The sequence below is a fragment of the Synechococcus sp. RS9902 genome (genome assembly GCF_014279635.1).
GTDB lineage: Bacteria > Cyanobacteriota > Cyanobacteriia > PCC-6307 > Cyanobiaceae > Parasynechococcus.
This window is the reverse complement of record NZ_CP047949.1, coordinates 2085122-2103108: the sequence shown is the minus strand read 5'-3', so window position 1 is coordinate 2103108 and position 17987 is coordinate 2085122. Positions and strand designations below refer to the sequence as shown.

The window sequence follows — 17987 nt, the reverse complement described above, 5'->3', positions numbered from 1 at the left end:
GGCCAATGTCTTTCTCTCCTGCTAGCCAGGAGATGGCTGACTGCAAAGGTTTTGGCAGCGACCACGCCGTTTTGCGATCCCCCCGCCTGGGTGGCGGATGCGGTGATCTATCAGATCTTTCCCGATCGTTTCCGGCGCAGTGGGCGGGTCGAGGCTCAGAGCCATCTCGCCTTGAAGCCATGGGGTTCCGACCCTTGCGAGGAGGGATTCCAGGGCGGGGATCTCTATGGCGTGATCGATGCCCTGGATGAGCTTCAAGGCATGGGCATCACCTGCCTTTACCTCACGCCGATTTTCAGTTCAGCCGCCAACCATCGCTATCACGCCTACGACTACTTCGAGGTGGATCCCCTGCTGGGGGGCAATGCAGCACTCAGGGACCTGATCGATGCTGTGCATCGGCGCGGCATGAAGTTGGTGCTGGATGGGGTGTTCAACCACTGCGGCCGCGGCTTTTGGGCCTTTCATCACGTGGTGGAAAACGGTGCGGATTCGCCGTACCGGGATTGGTTCCATGTGCACCGTTGGCCCCTGCAGCCCTATCCCGCCCCTGGCGAGGACTGTGGTTACGACGGCTGGTGGGCCTTGCCGGATCTACCCAAGTTCAACCATGCCAATCCTGGGGTTCGGGAGCATCTGCTGGCGGTGGGCCGTCACTGGCTCGAGCAGGGGATTGACGGCTGGCGTCTCGACGTCCCTGCCGAGGTGCCGGCCGACTTCTGGGTTGAGTTCCGGCAGATGGTGCGGGCCACCAACCCGGAGACCTGGATTGTTGGCGAGGTGTGGGGTGATGCGACCCCCTGGCTGAAGGGCGACCACTTCGATGGCGTGATGAATTACCGGTTGGGATGGAGCAGCCTTTGCTGGGCCGCCGCTGAAGCGTTGCGGCAGGACTACCGCAATTCCGACTATCCCCTCGACCCCCTGGATGGGCAGGCTTTGTTGACCATCTGGACGACCACAACGCGTTCCTACCGGGAGGTGGTGAACAGGGCCCAGATGAATCTGCTCGATAGCCATGATGTGCCCCGTGCACTTCACAGCCTCAACAACGACGTTGCGGCCCTGAAGTTGGCCCTGCTGCTGCTCTTCCTCCATCCGGGAGCGCCGTGCATTTATTACGGCACTGAAGCTGCCCTGGCGGGTGGTCCTGAACCGGGCCCCTCCAGCGGTCCTGGGCCGGCCTGCCGTGAGGCCTATCCCTGGGACGTTCCCTGGAGTGCTGATCTACGCCCATTCATCCAGTCCCTCGCAGCACTCCGCTCTGCCCATGGGGTCTTGCGCAGGGATGGTCTGCGCTGGTCAGCCCCAGGGGCTGACGTGCTGGAGGGCGTTGCGGATGGCCTGCGGGTCGTGATCAACCGCAGTCGCTCCACCCCTGTGCCCCTAACCATCGAGTCGGGACAATCCCTCGTATGGACGCTGGGGCTTGTTGACAACCAAAGCATCAGCCCGCAATCGGCGGCTGTTCTGGGGTCTTCACCCCTCTCCCCCGGTGCCTTGGGGAGCAAGAAAGCCCTTGTCGAGACTTGAACTCGAGACCTCTCCCTTACCAAGGGAGTGCTCTACCGCTGAGCTACAAGGGCATGTGGGGATGGGCCGGGTTGGATTTGAACCAACGTAGGCAGAGCCAGCGGATTTACAGTCCGCCCCCATTAACCACTCGGGCACCGACCCGAACCACACCGCAAGAACTTACCAGTCGGTGTGTCCTTCCCCACGATCTCGATACGATCTGCCGAGCTGAACCGATCTCCAGCCATGCACGTTCTGCTGCTGAACGGTCCGAATCTGAACCTTTTGGGCCAGCGTGAGCCTGGGATCTATGGCCATTCCTCCCTGGCGGACATCGAAGCGGCGCTGACCCGGGAGGCGGAGCAGGAATCAGTGCAGCTGGACTGCTTTCAAAGCAATTTCGAAGGTGCCCTGGTGGACCGGATTCACCAGGCCATGGGCCGATGCGATGGAATCTTGATCAACGCCGGGGCCTACACCCACACGTCCATCGCCATCCGTGATGCCCTGGTTGGTGTCGCGATCCCCTATGTGGAATTGCATCTCAGCAACACCCATGCCCGGGAAAAGTTCCGCCATCACTCGTTTCTGGCTGAGCGCGCTGTGGGTGTGATCTGCGGCTTCGGACCCGCTAGCTACAGCCTTGCCTTGAGCGGATTGCTCAGCCATCTGCGCCGGAACGCATGACCAGCACTGCTCCAGCACAAACTGTTTCCTCCAAGACAGCTCCCACCAAGACAGTTCCGTCAAAGACAGTGGCGTCGATCCGCTGGTTGGCTGCGCCCACCAGCTGGAGCTGGGTGGAGCAGGCCAACGCCAGGCCGATGGAGGTGCTGATCGATCACGCCCACTGCGAACGCAAGGCTGCCGGGGCTGCGGTGCAGATGATGTTCCGCTACCTCTGCGAACCGGGTCTGGGTGAAGCCCTCAGCCCTCTGGCGCGGGAAGAGCTGGAGCACTTTGAGCAGGTGCTGGCGTTGATCAAGGCCCGTGGGCGCTACCTGGAACCGCTGCCTTCCCCGGGCTATGGCGCTGATCTGGCCCGGCAGATCCGTAAAGGTGAGCCGCAGAGAATGCTCGACTCCTTTCTGGTGGCGGGTCTGATCGAAGCCCGCAGCCATGAGCGCATGGCACTGCTGGCGGAGCACAGCCCGGATCCTCAGTTGAGGGAGCTTTACAGCGATCTGTTGGCGAGTGAAGCCCGCCACTTCGGTCTGTATTGGGTGTTGTGTGAGCAGCGCTATCCGCGGGAGCTGATCGTTGAGCGCCTCGAAGTGCTGGCCCTGGCCGAAGTGAAGGCGCTGGAAGGGGAGTTAGAAGGCCCTGAAGACGTGCGGATGCATTCCTGTGGTGTGGATGCCCAACAGATCAGCAGTCAGATCAGCTGAGCCGCCTCCTGCAAGGCCTCCAGCCTGGATGGCCGAAGCACCCCCTCCACGCCAAATTGGCGCAGCCGTTGTTCGAGGCTGTGGTTGGCTCCGGCGATGAACAGGGTGCGGCCCGCTGATCGTGCTTCCTCCACCATGCGTTCGATGGCGAGGGTTGCGGTGACACCGATGCGGGACACATCAGTGAGGTCAAGGATCAGAACCCTGTAGCTCTGGATCAATCCCATTCGGGCACTGATGCCTTTGGCGGCGCCAAAACTCAGAGGGCCGCGCAGACGAAACAGCATCAAGGCCTTGCCGCAGCGCAGGATCAGGGCTTCCTCCTCCGGGGAAAGATTGGCGTGCAGTGCATCCGTGGCATCGGAGGGGTTGTCCTCTTCCATCCCTTCCAGTTGTGACCGCGTGATCGCATCAACGGTCAACAGGTTGGCCACGAACATCCCGACCAAAACGCCCCAGATCAGATCCCAGAACACCGTCATCAACAGCACGGCGTACATCAGCGCGGCTGTTTTCGCCGACAGGCGATGGGCGCGAAGCAGAAAGCCCCAGTCGATGATGTCGAGGCCGACTTTGATCAGGATTCCCGCCAGCAGCGCCGTGGGGATCTGTGCCGCAAGGGGGCCTGCCCCCAGCAGCACAAGCAGCAGCACCAGGGAATGGGTCATGCCCGACCAGGGCGTCTGACCTCCGGATTTGATGTTGATCACCGTTCGCATGGTGGCTCCGGCACCGGGAAGGCCGGAGAGAAACCCGGCCGCGGTGTTGGCGATGCCCTGGCCGATCAGCTCACGGTTGGAGTCGTGGTTGGTCTGGGTGATGTTGTCGGCCACCAGGGAGGTGAGCAACGAGTCGATCGCCCCGAGCAGGGCGAGAACCATGCCGGCTTTCACCAACTCCGGTAGGTGCTGACTGAAATCGGGAACCACCAGTTGCAAGCCCCCCTCCGGGATGGCTCCGATCCGGGCGATGGGTTCAAGGCCCAGCTCCAGCAGTCGGTTGTCGTTGAACAGCAGCAGCGACAACGGCGTCACAATCAGCAGCGCCAGCAGAGGCGTTGGCACCCATTGGCGGATTCGCAGGGGGGTCAGAAACACCACAGCGAGTGTCATCAATCCAACGGCGAGCGCGGCTGGATTCCAGCTCGGGGCATCGATTAGCGAACTCAGGGACGCAACCACGCCGCCCCCGGTGCTCACCCCGATGAAGGGTCCAAGTTGCAGCACAAGGATGATGAAACCGATTCCCGACATGAAGCCGGAGACCACCGAGTAGGGCACCAGGGTGATGAAGCGCCCCAGCCGCAATACCCCGAGCAGGGTTTCGAACACACCACCGATCACCACAGCGGCCATCACCAACGGCAGCATCTCGCCGGCATTGAGATCACGACCAATGCCGATGGCGGCAAGGCTGGAGACGATCCCTGCCACGGTGACGCTCATGGGCCCGGTGGGTCCGCTCACCTGGGCGGGAGTTCCCCCGAGCAAGGCCGCCAGGAATCCGGTCACGATGGCGCCATACAGGCCGTAGATGGCGCCTCCCGGCCCCAGTGCGGCATTGCCGAAGGCCAGGGCAAGGGGCAGCGCGACCACGGCGGCCGTCAATCCTCCGAGAAGGTCGCCTCGGATGTTGCGTTGATGCAGGCCGTGAATCAGTGCCATCTCAGTTCAGACCACTCCAGCGGCTAAGGGCTTCCAGGGACTGAACTCCCACTTTTCGGCGCCCATCGGGGAGAACCCAGGTGGGATAAGCCCGGATCTCTGCGGCGTTGCAGGCTTCGGCTTGCTCCGGAAGCTGCTTCGGCTTGCGGCATTCCACATAGGTCACGTCCTCTCCGGCCTGTTTGCCGAACAGGTTCATCTGCTTGAAGCAGGCCGGGCAGGTCCAGGCGCCATAAAACTTGGCCCCCATCGCCTTCAGATGCTTCGTCAGTTCGAGGGCCTGGTGGCTTGAGTCGTGCAGGGGCTCTCCGAGCGTGCTGGCCCAGGGAGCGGCCGAACCAGGCGGGCCACCAACAGCTCCGCCAGCTGCGACCAGCACGGATGCCAGCAGGGATGAAGCCATGCTCCTCATGCTGATGCAGTGGTTGGCCTGAAGCTAGGTCGCATTCAGGCGTTCGGGCTTCCCTCCATGCGGAAGCAACAACGCAAGCCCTGTTGCGGTGAAACTGGGATTACCACTGGATGGGTATGGCAGGCAGCGGATACAAGGACTATTTCCAGGTGCTCGGTGTTGATCGCAGCGCCGATGCCAATGCCATCAAGAAAGCCTTTCGCAGCCTGGCGCGCCAATACCACCCTGACGTCAACCCTGGTGATGCCCAGGCTGAAGCGCGGTTCAAGGAAATCAGTGAGGCCTACGAAGTGCTCTCCGACCCCGAGAAGCGGCGGCGTTATGAGCAATTCGGCCAGTACTGGAACCAGGCCGGTGGCATGGGCGGGGGAGCCGCACCCGGGATGGATGTCGACTTCGGTCGCTACGGCAATTTCGATGATTTCATCAACGACCTGTTGGGCCGTTTCGGTGGACCGGCCGGCGGTGGCTTCCAGGGCGGTGGTTTCCCTGGGGGCGGATTTCCCGGCGGGGGATTCGCAGGGGGTGGTTTCCCGCGTGGTGGCCAGGCTTCACGCCCTCCGGTGAATCTCGATGCCGAAGCATCGGTGAATGTGACCTTTTCGGAGGCCTTTCGCGGTGGTGAACGCAGCCTCTCGGTGAACAATGAGCGCGTTCAGGTGCGCATTCCCGCTGGGGTGAAGAACGGCTCGCGGCTGCGGTTGAAGGGCAAGGGCAACCTGCAACCGGGAACCGGACGTCGGGGCGATCTCTATCTCAACCTCAAGATTCAGGACCACCCGATCTGGCGCCTGGAGTCGGATCAGCTGCGGGCCGATCTCCCCGTCAGCCTCGATGAACTGGCCCTTGGAGGCATGGTTTCGGTGATGACCCCTGATGGTGAGGCCCAGGTGAGCATTCCGGCTGGCACCGCCCCGGGCCGCATTCTGCGGCTGAAGGGCAAAGGCTGGCCGTCGAAGACCGGTCGCGGCGACCTCCTGCTCACGCTGACGCTGGCCATGCCTGCCTCGTGGAGTGAGGAGGAGCGTCGGTTGTTGGAGCAACTGCGTGCCAAGCGCACGGACCATCCACGTCAAGAGTGGCTTCGTTCGGCGGCCCTCTGATCGGGTGACCCTTACGATCACACCTTGTGTTTGGGTCTGATGGAGCTCACCTACCGCCCCCGTCGTCTTCGGCGTACGCCCGCCCTACGCGCCATGGTGCGTGAGCACAGCCTCTCGGCTGCAGACTTCATCTATCCCCTCTTTGTGCATGAAGGCGCTGAGGTAGAGCCGATCGGTGCCATGCCTGGTGCCAGCCGTTGGAGCCTCGCGGCCCTCACCGGCGAAGTGCAGCGTGCCTACGACCTTGGGGTGCGTTGCATCGTTCTTTTCCCCAAGGTGTCTGAGGGACTGAAGACCGAAGACGGGGCTGAGTGCTTCAACGCCAATGGCCTGATTCCACGGGCGATCCGCCAGATCAAGGAAGCCATCCCCGAGATGGCGATCATGACCGACGTCGCCCTGGATCCCTATTCCTGCGATGGTCATGACGGGATCGTCAGCGAGGACGGCGTGGTCCTCAACGATGAAACGATTGAACTGCTCTGCAAGCAGGCCGTTGTGCAGGCTGAAGCGGGCGCTGATCTGATCGGTCCCAGCGACATGATGGACGGCCGGGTCGGTGCCATCAGGGAAGCCCTCGACGACGAAGGCTTCGAACATGTGGGCATCATCAGCTACACGGCGAAGTACTCCTCCGCGTACTACGGCCCCTTCCGTGAGGCCCTTGATTCCGCTCCCCGTGCCGCCGGCAGCAAGCCGATCCCCAAAAACAAAGACACCTATCAGATGGATCCCGCCAATGCTCGGGAAGCCATCACCGAAGCCCAGCTCGATGAGCAGGAGGGCGCCGACATCATGATGGTGAAGCCTGGTTTGGCCTATCTCGACATCATCCACCGACTGCGCGAAGAGTCGGAACTCCCCATCGCTGCCTACAACGTGAGTGGTGAGTATTCGATGGTGAAGGCCGCGGCCGAGCGGGGCTGGATCGATGAAAAAGCCGTTGTGCTGGAGACGTTGCTGAGCTTCAAGCGCGCCGGTGCTGATCTGATCCTCACGTACCACGCCTGCGATGCAGCGGCTTGGTTGAAGGAGGCTTGATCCGATGGCAACAGCCGATCAACCCAAAGGTGTGGATCGTCTCGGTCACGTTGCGATCCGTGTTGAGAACGTCGATCGGGCTGTTGCCTTCTACACCGATCTGGGCATGCGTCTGGTCTGGCGTGCCAACGACTGGTGCTATCTGGAAGCCGGGGAAGGTCGCGATGGACTCGCCTTGTTAGGCCCGGATTACAAAGCCGCTGGCCCACATTTCGCCTTCCATTTCCGCGATCGTGCGGAGGTTGATGTGATTCACGACCGTCTCAAGGCGCAGGGTGTGCACGTTGGTGCCGTCCATGACCACCGCGACGGCACGGCGTCTTTTTATTTGAAAGACCCTGAAGGCAACTGGCTCGAAATGCTTTATGAACCCCCCGGTGGCATCCCCTCCAACTGCAGCTGACTTGAGTCAAGGGGCGGACCGGGCTCAGCAGGAAACCCTTGAACTGCTGGAGTGGCATCGGGTCTGTGACCATCTCAGCGGCTTTGCCAGCACCGGCATGGGTCGTGATGCAGCCCGGGTTCAACCGCTGCCCGCCAGCCTGGAGGAATCGAAACAGCGCCTTGCCCAGACGGTTGAAATGGCGGTGCTCGATGACCTCACGGAGGGGGGGCTCAGCTTCCGCGGTGTGCGGAATCTCGAGCCCGTTGTGCTGCGCTGCAGCAAGGGAGGTGTGGCCTCCGGTGAAGAGCTGCTGGCCGTGGCGGAAACTTTGGCAGCGGCCCGTCGGCTGCGCCGTCAGATCGACGATCCCGAGCTGCGCCCGGTGTGCACCGCGTTGATTGAAACGATGGTGACGCTGCCGGAGTTGGAGCAGCGGCTCAAATTCGCGCTCGAAGAGGGCGGCCGCGTCGCTGATCGCGCCAGCTCGGCGTTGTCGGCGCTTCGGCATCAATGGAACGGTCTGCGCCAGGAACGTCGCGACAAACTTCAGGAGCTGCTGCGGCGCCTGGCCCCATCCCTGCAGGACAGTGTGATCGCCGAGCGTCATGGGCGTCCTGTTCTGGCGGTGAAGGCCGGTGCGGTGAGCCAGGTGCAGGGTCAGGTGCACGACAGTTCGGCCTCCGGCAGCACCCTGTTTGTGGAACCCCGCTCGGTGCTCACGATGGGCAACAAGCTGGTGGAGCTGGAGTCCCGCATCCGGGATGAAGAACGCAAGGTGTTGGCGGAGCTGAGCCGTCTGGTGGCGGAGGAAGCAGCCGCCCTCGATCAAGTGGTGGTCGTGCTGCGAACGCTGGATCTGGCGCTGGCCCGCGGGCGCTACGGCCGCTGGCTAGGCGGCGTGGCGCCGCAGCTTGATTTGGATGAAGAGGCCCCCTTCAGCCTTCAAGGGCTGCGGCACCCGCTGTTGGTCTGGCAGCACAAACGGGCGGATGGACCTGCGGTGGTTCCGATTTCGGTGGAGGTGTCGCCACAGCTGCGGGTGGTGGCCATCACCGGCCCGAACACCGGTGGCAAAACGGTCACCCTGAAAAGCATCGGTCTCGCTGCACTGATGGCGCGCGCCGGCATGCTTTTGCCCTGTTCGGGGCAACCTTCCCTGCCCTGGTGTGCCCAGGTGCTGGCGGACATCGGAGATGAGCAGTCCCTCCAGCAGAGCTTGTCCACCTTCAGTGGTCATGTGAAGCGGATCGGGCGCATTCTTGAGGCGCTGCAGCGCGGTGCTTCTCCAGCCCTGGTGCTCCTGGATGAGGTGGGTGCTGGAACGGATCCCAGCGAGGGAACGGCCCTGGCCACGGCTCTGCTCAAGGCTCTTGCGGATCGGGCTCGGCTCACGATTGCCACCACCCACTTCGGTGAACTCAAGGCCCTCAAATACGACGACGCCCGTTTTGAGAATGCCTCTGTGGCGTTCAATCCTGAGACCTTGTCCCCCACCTATGAATTGCTGTGGGGAATTCCAGGACGCAGCAATGCACTGGCAATTGCGACGCGCCTTGGGCTCGATTCGGATGTGCTTCACCAGGCCCAGCAGCTGTTGGCCCCAGGGGGTGATGGTGAGGTGAACAGTGTGATCCGTGGCTTGGAGGAGCAACGGCAGCGCCAGCAGGCCGCGGCAGAAGACGCTGCAGCACTCCTGGCACGCACGGAGCTGCTGCACGAGGAGTTGCTGCAGCGCTGGCAGAAGCAAAAGCAGCAGACCGCGCAACGCCAGGAGCAGGGCCGTCAACGCTTGGAGCAGTCGATCCGTCAGGGCCAGAAAGAAGTTCGCACGCTGATTCGCCGTCTGCGGGATGAGCGCGCGGATGGGGAAACCGCGCGAAAGGCTGGGCAACGGTTACGCAGCTTGGAAGACCATCACCGCCCAACCCCTGAACGGCGTGCACCCAAGCCGGGTTGGCGTCCGTCTGTGGGGGATCGCGTGCGCTTGCTTGCCCTCGGCAAGGCTGCAGATGTGTTGGCCATCACTGATGACGGCCTTCAGCTGACGGTTCGTTGTGGGGTGATGCGCACCACGGTGGATCTGGCGGCGGTGGAAAGCCTGGATGGGCGTAAGCCGGAGCCGCCTCCAAAGCCGGTGGTGAAGGTGCAAGCCCGTTCCGTAGGAGGCGGCGGTGCACAGGTGCGCACCAGTCGCAACACCCTTGATGTGCGTGGCATGCGGGTGCATGAGGCCGAAGCGGCGGTTGAGGAATGCTTGCGCAGTGCCAATGGGCCGGTTTGGGTGATCCACGGCATCGGCACGGGCAAGCTCAAGCGCGGCCTGCGCGCCTGGCTGGACACGGTGCCCTATGTGGAACGGGTGACCGATGCCAAGCAGGGGGACGGCGGACCGGGCTGCAGCGTTGTCTGGGTGCGTTGAGCTGGTTCAGGAGCTTCAGTGGCTAACGGATCGCTTCACCATCCGCATCAAACAACCGCCAGCCTGTGGGGTCAGGGTCGAGGTGGATGGCATCGCCGGCAGTGATGTTGATCTCCGTTGAAGCTCTGACCTGGATAAGTTGATCACCATCCAGGAGCCGGCAGGTGAGGATCTGCTCATTGCCCAGACGCTCGCAATGGCTTACCTCGGCTTGGAGATTCCGGTTCGTTGCCGGTGCCAGATGCCAGTGTTCAGGCCTCAATCCTGCGGTGAGGTGTTGGCCTTCTCGTTGAAGTAAAGGCTCAACCATTGCGCCTTCAACCTGAATGCGCTTGTTCCCCAGAATCAGAGTTGCATTGGGTCCCACCGTGACGGGCAAAAGGCTCATCGCTGGGCTGCCAATGAACTGGGCCACGAAGATGTTGGAGGGCCATCTGTACAACTCCATGGGGGTCCCGAGTTGCTGCAGGCGCCCCTGGTTCAACACAGCGATGCGGTCCCCCATGGTCATCGCTTCCACCTGGTCGTGGGTCACATAAACCGTCGTTGTTCCCAGTTCTCGCTGCAGCTCGACGATTCTTTGGCGCGTGCTCGTTCTGAGTTTGGCGTCGAGATTGCTCAGCGGTTCATCCATCAAAAACACCTCGGGATTGCGCGCCATGGCGCGTCCGAGGGCGACCCGTTGTTTCTGTCCGCCGGACAGTTCCTTTGGCCTTCGATCGAGCAATTCCGTGAGTTCCAGAGATCTGGCAACGGTGTTCACCCGGGCTTCGATTCGTTCTTCTCTGACCGACCGCACCCTCAGTGGTTTGCGTAAGGCGCGCGTGGCTCGAAAGGCTTGATCTTGGATGCGCTGGACGGTTGATCTCGCTTGGCTTCTGCGCAGTCCGAAGCTGAGGTTGTCCCGCACGCTGAGATGCGGGTAGAGCGCATAGCTCTGGAACACCATGGCGACGTTGCGGCGCGCTGGCGGCACATCGCTGATGGGCCGGGCCCCGATTCTGATTTCTCCGCTGGTGGGGCTGTCGAGACCAGCGAGCAGTCGCAGCAAGGTGCTTTTGCCGCACCCCGAGGGACCGACCAGCACCAAAAACTCGCCATCGTTGATCGTCAGACTCAACTGACGAATCACCTCAACGGGATCACCGCCGCCGCGTCCTGGGAAGGTCTTGCTGAGGTCTTCGAAACGGACGCCGGCCAAAGACAGAGCTGCAGCGGCTGAATCTTAGGGTTAACGATTGGATTGAGCCGGCAGCACCGTGCAGTTCATCGATCAGGCACGGATCACGGTCCGAGGCGGGCGCGGCGGCGATGGCATCGCTGCATTTCGCCGTGAAAAGTATGTGCCCGCTGGAGGCCCCTCCGGAGGTGACGGCGGGTGTGGGGCTCCAGTGGTTCTCGAGGCCGATAGCAACCTGCAAACCCTGCTCGATTTCAAGTACAAACGCCTGTTCGCCGCTGACGATGGGCGACGCGGTGGTCCGAACAAATGCACCGGTGCATCAGGGAAAGACCTGGTGATCAAGGTGCCTTGCGGCACGGAGGTACGCCATCTGCGCACCGGCATTCTTCTGGGAGATCTCACCACTCCGGGTGAGCGTCTCACCGTTGCCTTCGGTGGGCGAGGTGGTTTGGGCAACGCCCATTACCTGAGCAATCGCAACCGCGCTCCGGAGAAATTCACCGAGGGCCGTGAGGGTGAGGAATGGCCCCTGCAGCTGGAACTCAAGTTGCTGGCTGAGGTGGGCATCATTGGTCTTCCCAATGCCGGCAAGAGCACCTTGATCGCCGTGCTCTCGGCAGCGCGACCCAAGATTGCCGATTACCCTTTCACCACCTTGGTTCCCAACCTTGGTGTGGTGCGCCGCCCCAGTGGAGATGGAACCGTGTTCGCGGATATTCCAGGCTTGATTGAGGGGGCCGCCCAGGGCGCTGGTCTTGGCCACGACTTTCTGCGTCATATCGAACGCACCCGTCTGCTGATCCATCTCGTGGACGCAGGATCCGAGGATCCCGTGGCTGACCTGAACGTCGTCCAGCAGGAGCTGGAGGCCTATGGCCATGGTCTGGTTGATCGGCCACGTCTGTTGGTGATCAACAAACAGGAGTTGGTGACAGAAGAAGATCTCCCCAGGTTGCGACAAGACCTTGAAGCGGCGAGTGGTCGTCCCGTGCTGTGCATTTCAGCCGCCATGGGAACCAACCTCGATCAGTTGCTGGCAGAAACCTGGGCCGAGCTCGGAGTGTGAGCTGATGCTCCAGAGAATCTTCATGCGATCAGCCACACCGATGCTTGTGGCCTGATCGCGGGGGAGCCATAACGGGAATGTCTCTCCCATGACATGAACTTTTACACCTGTCTGGACAACAAGGGCGACGTGATCGCCCGGTGCCAAACAAAAGAAGATGTTGCTGTGCTTCAACGCATGGGACGCCCGATCGCTGAAGTGAAGGCAATGCGTAAGGAGGAGGCTGTCGTCTGCAGCCTGACCGGTAGCCCCTCCGACTACAACGAGGACTACTGAGCCCTCGTTGGATTTACGTCGCTGGTTGAATCAGTCGTCGTAGACGCGGCACTCCTCGGCATCGGGATTGGCCTCGCAATGCAGCTCGAGCGACGTGGGGTCGTGGCTGTCGCCGGGGTGGTGTTCCTTGTATTCCTCCAGCGACTTCAGCTCATCGGTGAGGTGACGAACCTTGGCCTCGTCTCCAGCTGCTTTGGCAGCTTCGATTTCGGATTGATCCTTCTGGATGTGTTCGTCGATGGACTTCATGAATTCAGACCGTGGCCTGGCAGCACCTTACGGCGATTCATCGGTTTTGGAGTGGTGGAATCCCACCCCATGACCATCCGACAACGTTGATTTGAAGTGGTTGTAGCCGTGGTTACAACCACGGCTACAGATCGTTGATCAGGGCGCCAATTCACTGAGTTCCAGCCAGCGTTCTTCCGCTTGTTCAATGCGGTTGATGATCTCAGCCAGATCGAGACTCAGCTTGGCCATGTCAGCGCCTTCCCGGGTCATCTGCTGTTCCAGCTCCTCTTTCTTCAGCTCCAGTTCAGGCAGCTGTTGATCAAGCGCCGCAAGCTCCTTGTTTTCCTTGAAGTTTCGCCGCCGCGGGCCGTCGCGCTTGGTCTTGCGGCTGCTCTCTGGTTTGGGTGTGGAGGGTTTGCTCGCCTGGCTTTGGCTGCGTTCCTCCTGGCGTTGCTGCTCCAGAAACGCGCTGTAGTTCCCTTCAAAGCGATTAAGCCGTCCTTGGTCGAAACAGAACAGACGATCAACCGTGCGATCGAGGAAGTAACGGTCGTGGGAAACAACGATCACGCAACCTCGGAAGTCCTCAAGAAAATCCTCCAGGACGCTGAGGGTCTGAACATCCAGATCATTGGTGGGTTCGTCCAACAGCAACACGTTGGGCGCCTGGATCAGCATCCGGCAGAGGGTGAGGCGGCGGCGCTCGCCTCCCGAGAGCTTGGCCAAGGGGCTGTGCTGCTGGGCTGGTGGAAACAAAAAGCGTTCCAGAAGCTGGGATGCGGTGACCTGTTCACCGCCCAGATCGATCCGGCTGGCGGCTTCTTCCACGAACTCGATCACTTTGCGATCGAGCCCTTTGCCTTTGTTGAAGTCTTCGGTGTGCTGGTCCAGGTAACCGATGTGAACGGTCTCCCCAAGCAGCAGGCTGCCCTGGGTTGGCTCGCGCCGTCCGGCGATGAGATCAAGCAGGGTGGATTTGCCGCTGCCGTTGGGGCCGATGATGCCGATCCGGTCTTCAGGGCTGAAGCTATAGCTGAAGCCATCGAGGAGTGGGCGACCGCCCCCGCTGCCATCGGCTGTGACCCCAACGGCTTCCGCTTCAATCACCTGTTTGCCGATGCGCCGGCTGATGCCGGTCATCTCCAACTTGGCTTTGGCCTGATTGGGTTTCTGCTCGCGCATCGCTTCGATGCGTTGCAGTCGCGCCTTCTGTTTGGTGCTGCGCGCCTTGGGGCCCTGGCGTAGCCAGGCCAATTCGCGGCGAAGCACGCTTTTGAACTTGGCCGCTGAGGCCGCTTCAGAGGCCTCTTCTTCCGCTTTGTGCTGCAGAAAGGTGCTGTAGTTCCCCTGATAGGTGCGGGCCTGGCCTCGGTCCACCTCCACCATCCGTCGCGTCACCCGATCGAGCACGTAGCGGTCATGGGTGACCAGCACCAGAGCCCCGGGATAGCGATCCAGCCAGCTCTGCAGCCATTCCACGGCAGCGGCATCGAGATGGTTGGTGGGCTCATCCAGCAGCAGCACATCGGGGCAGGCCACCAGGGCTGATGCCAGACCCACCCGTTTGCGGTATCCGCCGGAGAGGTCGTCGACCGGGCGCTGGAGATCGCTGATGCCCAGTTTCTGCAGCACTTCCCGGCATTGCTGCTCCAGGCTCCAGGCGTCCTCTTCATCCATCCGTTGGCTGAGCTGACCCAGCTCCGCCATGAGTGCTTCATTGCTGGGCTCTGCCGCGATGGCGTCGCTGAGGGCGCTGAAGCGCACCAGCAGATCCCGTTTGGCACCACAGCCCTCCAGCACCTGCTCCAGCACCGTGAGCCCCGGAGTGATCCGGCTCTCCTGACCCACCAGCTCCACCCGAAGCCGGGGTGAGCAGCGCCGTTCCCCCTCAGCGAGTGGCTCTTTCCCCGCCAGCACCTTCAAGAGCGTGGATTTGCCGGCTCCATTGGGACCGATTAGCCCGAGCCGTTCCCCTTCACCGATGTGGAGATCGAGATCGGAAAAGAGGGTGCGGATGCCGAAATCCTTGGCCGCACCCACCAGGCTGATCAGACTCACGGCGTGCCAGCGGGCAGTTGACCGTCCAGATAAGCAAACACGCTCTTGTCGCCCACATCCGCTGCTGCCTCCATGCCGAATTTGCGCAGGGCCAGCAACACCAGCAGCAATGCTGCACTTTCCAGTAGAGCCAGGCAGAGGGGGCCATTGATCAGACCCACCAGATGCCCCAGCAGCGCTGCCGGTAACAGCAAGGTGAGGCCGATGGCTTCGGGCCGTTGGAAGCAGAAAAACTCCTTGAAGCCGATGCCCGCCAAGGCGGCAAACAGCGGCCCGATGGCCAGGATCCACAGCGGCTGGTCCCGGAGGGCGGCAAGCGCTTCGGTGGGGCCGGCCTGCAGCAGCAGGGCCCCCCAACCGATGCAACCAATGAGCCAGAACAGTTGAAGGGCGCGGTGCAAGGGACGGAGATAAATGTGAATCCAGCGCAGTGCCAGGCCCAGGGCCGTGGCCATCGGCAGCACCCAGAGCCATGCCCAGGGGCTATCGGTCTGCCACCACTGCAGCACTCCTGTAGCCAGGCTGAGGCCTGTGATCAACAGGGCGATCCGATAGGAACGCACCTCCTGGCGATCGGCAGCGGTGATCGAGTAAGGGCCGTAGACACCTTCAAAGGTTGGATCTGCGCTGGTCATCCCGACGCCGCCGTGCTGTTCACCAGTGTGCTCAGGTCAGGACCGGCTGGAACGATGCCGCCGGGATTGAGGGGGAACAGGGCACCGAAGTAGTCGTGTCGCCAGGCGTTGCCGTCGCAGGTGTCTGCCACGCCTGGCAAGGCGTAAAAGCGTTGTCGCCATGCCCAGAGGTGTGGGTAGTGCCAGAGCGGTTGCCGAGTGCAGCCGAACAGGGGCGCATAGACCAGTTCCCAGCGGATCAAGGTGGGGAATAAGCGCACGTCCGCCAGGGTCAGCTCCGTGCCGCACAGCCATGGACCATTGGTTTCGAGGCTCTGCTCCACCGCATCGAGGGCAGCGAAGAGATCGGCTTCAGCGCGGTCGTAGGCAGCTTGGTTGCGGGCGAAACCGCAGCGGTACACCCCATCGTTGATGGCCGGTTGCAGCCGCTGCTGCCAGGCCTGGATCCTGTCGGTGGCTTCCGCCTGTGCCAGGTCCACAACAGCGTCTTGATGGGGCCAGCGGTTCAACAGCTCCACCAGTGGTGCACTGTCATTGCCCAGCAGGGTGCGCGTCTTGGGATCCACCAGCACAGGCACGGTGGCCCGGTAGCTGGGGGGGGCGCCGCAGTGCTGATACAACTCCAGCAGCGTTTTGCACCCCTCCCAGGCTGGATCGAGGGCCCAGCGTCCAGCGTTGTGATCCGCCCGTGCCATCACGAGGGTGAGGCTGTTGTGCAGATGGCGCAGCTGATGCACCAGCCAGGTGCGGTGGGCCCAGGGGCAGCTGCGCCCGATCACCAGGATTGGCCGTTGGTCTGCGCTGCGCTGGAGCAGGTCTTCGGGGTTTAAAGCCGGCGGGCTGAGCGGATCGCTGCTTGGGCGGGTGTAATTGCCGGCCGCATCGGCTGGGCCCAGCCCACCCATGAGCCGTTGCCATTGCCATCGCCAACTGCGACGGGCGGCCGTGACCACAACAGGTGGGATCGACATGGCGCGGTTTGGATCGCTTTCATCCTCGCTGTGACTCGTGCTTCAGTCAGAACTTGGTTCGCTGTGGTCCATGAGCAGCTGTGGCGTTCTAGTGGTGGCCGGCACCCACGGCAATGAGGTCAATGCCCCTTGGTTGCTGCAGCAGTGGCAGGCCAACCCTGATCTGATCAAAGTTGCTGGCTTGGCGGTGCAGAAGGTGATCGGCAACCCGGAAGCGTTGCGCCTTCGCTGCCGTTACGTCGATCGTGACCTCAACCGCTGCTTCCTCCCGGAACAGTTGGAGCAGGGGGCCCCCGGCTTGGAGTTTCAGCGTGCTGGAGAACTCCTGCGCTTGCACGGCCCGACCGGCGAGCAGCCTTGTGCCGTGGCCATCGATCTGCACAGCACCACAGCGGCCATGGGCAATTCCCTGGTGGTGTACGGCCGGCGTCCCGCTGATCTCGCCCTCGCGGCTTTGGTGCAGGGAGCGCTCGGCCTGCCGATTTATCTGCACGAAGCCGATGCTCAGCAGACCGGCTTCCTTGTTGAATCCTGGCCCTGCGGCCTGGTGATCGAGGTGGGCCCTGTGCCGCAAGGTCTGCTCAATGCCCGGGTCGTTGAACAGACCCGTCTTGGCTTGGAAACCTGCCTGAGGGCCTTGGATCAGGCACATCAGGGCTTGGCCCGGCTGCCGGATGCTCTGGTGGTGCACCGTCACCTGGGGAGTCTGGATCTTCCGAAGGCGGAGAACGGAGAGCCTCAGGCCCTTGTGCATCCCAAACTGCAGGGCCGCGATTGGCAGGACATCAGCTCAACCCAGGCGATGTTCCGTGCTGCGGATGGCACCGATCGTGGTGAAGCGTGGGTTGAGGGGGAGATTCCGGTGTTTGTGAATGAAGCGGCCTACGCGGAGAAAAGCATTGCTTTCTCCCTCACGCGCCGGGAGGTGTGGCCCCTGCAGCCCACCTGGCTGCCGGCCTTGCAGCAGCTGCTCTCTGCGGCCTAACCGCAGGCCCAAACACCTTTCCCTTCTTGAGAGCAGATCAGATTGCTCGTCTGACCATCGGCCCAGTACATCCGCAATCGGTCGTCCTCGGTGCCGATCCGCAGGGTGAGGGATCGCAGCGGACCAGCCGGGGTTTTGCTGTCGGCATCGCCGCCGGGCGACTTGATTTGTTGCAGCTCCTGCTCCAGCTGGTTGATGCGTTGTTCCAGCTTTTTGATCGAAGCGCTTGCGTTTGGTTGGTCGCCGCTTGAGCTCACCAGTCCACAGCTGGTGAGACCAACCGAGGTCAGCCCAAGACAAATCAGGGGAATCAAACGCTGCATGGGCCTGTGCTGATTGGCCCCAGCCTCTCAACAGAACTGGCCCTGGGCCAGACGTTCACTCCAATACACGGTGGCACCTTGAGCCTCCAGCTCCAGTCGCCTGTGGCGGGCCTGGCTCAGAGGAACGGTTTCCTCCAAGCGATGGCCGGCTTGCATCCAGCGGATCAGAACCAATAGCGCCTTGATGAGTCTCATGAATCTTAAGTCTTTCGAAAGCATCGCTTTCCTCGCCTGGGCTCTTAGGCGTTGGTTTCGCAATCTGTGGACACACAGCGCAAACTTCCTTTACACTCCCGATCAGGCAGGGCTTTCCTGCCCTTCCTTAAACCGTT

General features: G+C 62.1%; 19 protein-coding genes and 2 tRNA genes. 10 read left to right on the top strand and 11 right to left on the bottom strand.

Annotated features, from left to right (window positions below; translation table 11 throughout):
- The first annotated feature begins 51 nt into the window (after window positions 1-51).
- Window positions 52-1533 carry a glycoside hydrolase family 13 protein gene (locus tag SynRS9902_RS11670; protein WP_186509239.1) on the top strand — a complete coding sequence of 494 codons (1482 nt, stop codon included), beginning with the start codon at window positions 52-54 and terminating at the stop codon, window positions 1531-1533.
- Here SynRS9902_RS11670 and SynRS9902_RS11665 read toward each other — a convergent pair.
- Together SynRS9902_RS11665 and SynRS9902_RS11660 are read right to left on the bottom strand one after the other, a co-directional pair.
- Window positions 1515-1586: transfer RNA gene (locus tag SynRS9902_RS11665), tRNA-Thr, on the bottom strand. The two genes, SynRS9902_RS11670 and SynRS9902_RS11665, sit on opposite strands and share 19 nt — an antisense overlap.
- A 9-nt stretch (window positions 1587-1595) precedes the next feature.
- Window positions 1596-1677 (bottom strand) — tRNA-Tyr (locus SynRS9902_RS11660).
- Window positions 1678-1761: 84 nt separating this feature from the next.
- Here SynRS9902_RS11660 and aroQ point away from each other — a divergent pair.
- On the top strand, window positions 1762-2202 hold the full coding sequence (aroQ, locus tag SynRS9902_RS11655; protein WP_186509238.1) for a type II 3-dehydroquinate dehydratase: 441 nt from the start codon (window positions 1762-1764) through the stop codon (window positions 2200-2202).
- A complete protein-coding gene (locus SynRS9902_RS11650) occupies window positions 2199-2903 on the top strand; it encodes a tRNA-(ms[2]io[6]A)-hydroxylase (RefSeq protein WP_255446133.1) in 705 nt (234 codons plus the stop codon). Before aroQ ends, SynRS9902_RS11650 begins: the two co-directional genes overlap by 4 nt.
- On the opposite strand, the gene SynRS9902_RS11645 is transcribed toward SynRS9902_RS11650, so the two are convergent.
- Together SynRS9902_RS11645 and SynRS9902_RS11640 are read right to left on the bottom strand one after the other, a co-directional pair.
- Window positions 2891-4567, bottom strand: coding sequence for a SulP family inorganic anion transporter (locus tag SynRS9902_RS11645; RefSeq protein WP_186509236.1), 1677 nt, complete (start codon window positions 4565-4567; stop codon window positions 2891-2893). The genes SynRS9902_RS11650 and SynRS9902_RS11645 overlap by 13 nt on opposite strands.
- 1 nt (window position 4568) lies before the next feature.
- On the bottom strand, window positions 4569-4970 hold the full coding sequence (locus tag SynRS9902_RS11640; protein WP_186509235.1) for a vitamin K epoxide reductase: 402 nt from the start codon (window positions 4968-4970) through the stop codon (window positions 4569-4571).
- 125 nt (window positions 4971-5095) lie between these two features.
- On the opposite strand from SynRS9902_RS11640, the gene SynRS9902_RS11635 reads away from it, so the two are divergent.
- Genes SynRS9902_RS11635 through SynRS9902_RS11620 form a run of 4 tightly spaced genes read left to right on the top strand, consistent with a single transcriptional unit; the run spans window position 5096 to window position 9927 of the window.
- Window positions 5096-6082 (top strand): DnaJ C-terminal domain-containing protein, encoded by a 987-nt coding sequence (locus tag SynRS9902_RS11635; protein ID WP_186509234.1) that lies wholly within the window; start codon window positions 5096-5098, stop codon window positions 6080-6082.
- A 39-nt stretch (window positions 6083-6121) separates the two neighbouring features.
- Window positions 6122-7123 (top strand): porphobilinogen synthase, encoded by a 1002-nt coding sequence (gene hemB, locus SynRS9902_RS11630; protein WP_186509233.1) that lies wholly within the window; start codon window positions 6122-6124, stop codon window positions 7121-7123.
- 4 nt (window positions 7124-7127) lie between these two features.
- Window positions 7128-7526, top strand: coding sequence for a VOC family protein (locus tag SynRS9902_RS11625; protein ID WP_114988940.1), 399 nt, complete (start codon window positions 7128-7130; stop codon window positions 7524-7526).
- Entirely contained in the window at window positions 7489-9927 is a 2439-nt protein-coding gene (locus tag SynRS9902_RS11620; protein ID WP_255446132.1) for an endonuclease MutS2, read from the top strand. Before SynRS9902_RS11625 ends, SynRS9902_RS11620 begins: the two co-directional genes overlap by 38 nt.
- A gap of 22 nt (window positions 9928-9949) precedes the next feature.
- On the opposite strand, the gene SynRS9902_RS11615 is transcribed toward SynRS9902_RS11620, so the two are convergent.
- Window positions 9950-11128, bottom strand: coding sequence for an ABC transporter ATP-binding protein (locus SynRS9902_RS11615; protein WP_186509231.1), 1179 nt, complete (start codon window positions 11126-11128; stop codon window positions 9950-9952).
- Window positions 11129-11186: 58 nt separating this feature from the next.
- On the opposite strand from SynRS9902_RS11615, the gene cgtA reads away from it, so the two are divergent.
- Window positions 11187-12176, top strand: a complete 990-nt coding sequence (gene cgtA, locus SynRS9902_RS11610; RefSeq protein ID WP_115010312.1) for an Obg family GTPase CgtA — start codon at window positions 11187-11189, stop codon at window positions 12174-12176.
- 93 nt (window positions 12177-12269) lie between these two features.
- Window positions 12270-12452: a hypothetical protein gene (locus SynRS9902_RS11605; RefSeq protein WP_186509230.1), complete on the top strand. Its 183-nt coding sequence runs from the start codon at window positions 12270-12272 to the stop codon at window positions 12450-12452.
- Between the two features lie 30 nt (window positions 12453-12482).
- Here SynRS9902_RS11605 and SynRS9902_RS11600 read toward each other — a convergent pair whose 3' ends face one another.
- From SynRS9902_RS11600 to SynRS9902_RS11585, 4 genes are all read right to left on the bottom strand, one after another.
- The gene (locus SynRS9902_RS11600; RefSeq protein WP_115131683.1) at window positions 12483-12701 is read right to left on the bottom strand and encodes a CP12 domain-containing protein; all 219 of its coding nucleotides are present in this window, start codon (window positions 12699-12701) and stop codon (window positions 12483-12485) included.
- Between the two features lie 138 nt (window positions 12702-12839).
- Window positions 12840-14741: an ABC-F family ATP-binding cassette domain-containing protein gene (locus SynRS9902_RS11595; protein ID WP_186509229.1), complete on the bottom strand. Its 1902-nt coding sequence runs from the start codon at window positions 14739-14741 to the stop codon at window positions 12840-12842.
- Window positions 14738-15376, bottom strand: a complete 639-nt coding sequence (locus SynRS9902_RS11590) for a DUF2301 domain-containing membrane protein (RefSeq protein ID WP_186509228.1) — start codon at window positions 15374-15376, stop codon at window positions 14738-14740. The genes SynRS9902_RS11595 and SynRS9902_RS11590 overlap by 4 nt, the downstream gene beginning before the upstream one ends.
- Window positions 15373-16347, bottom strand: a complete 975-nt coding sequence (locus tag SynRS9902_RS11585) for a glutathione S-transferase C-terminal domain-containing protein (RefSeq protein WP_186509227.1) — start codon at window positions 16345-16347, stop codon at window positions 15373-15375. The genes SynRS9902_RS11590 and SynRS9902_RS11585 overlap by 4 nt, the downstream gene beginning before the upstream one ends.
- A gap of 70 nt (window positions 16348-16417) precedes the next feature.
- Between SynRS9902_RS11585 and SynRS9902_RS11580 the strand changes: the two genes are divergently transcribed.
- Window positions 16418-17332 (top strand): aspartoacylase, encoded by a 915-nt coding sequence (locus SynRS9902_RS11580; RefSeq protein WP_186509226.1) that lies wholly within the window; start codon window positions 16418-16420, stop codon window positions 17330-17332.
- Here SynRS9902_RS11580 and SynRS9902_RS11575 read toward each other — a convergent pair.
- Window positions 17329-17655 (bottom strand): hypothetical protein, encoded by a 327-nt coding sequence (locus SynRS9902_RS11575; protein ID WP_186509225.1) that lies wholly within the window; start codon window positions 17653-17655, stop codon window positions 17329-17331. The two genes, SynRS9902_RS11580 and SynRS9902_RS11575, sit on opposite strands and share 4 nt — an antisense overlap.
- Window positions 17656-17682: 27 nt before the next feature.
- Entirely contained in the window at window positions 17683-17850 is a 168-nt protein-coding gene (locus tag SynRS9902_RS11570) for a hypothetical protein (protein WP_186510685.1), read from the bottom strand.
- Between the last annotated feature and the right edge of the window lie 137 nt (window positions 17851-17987).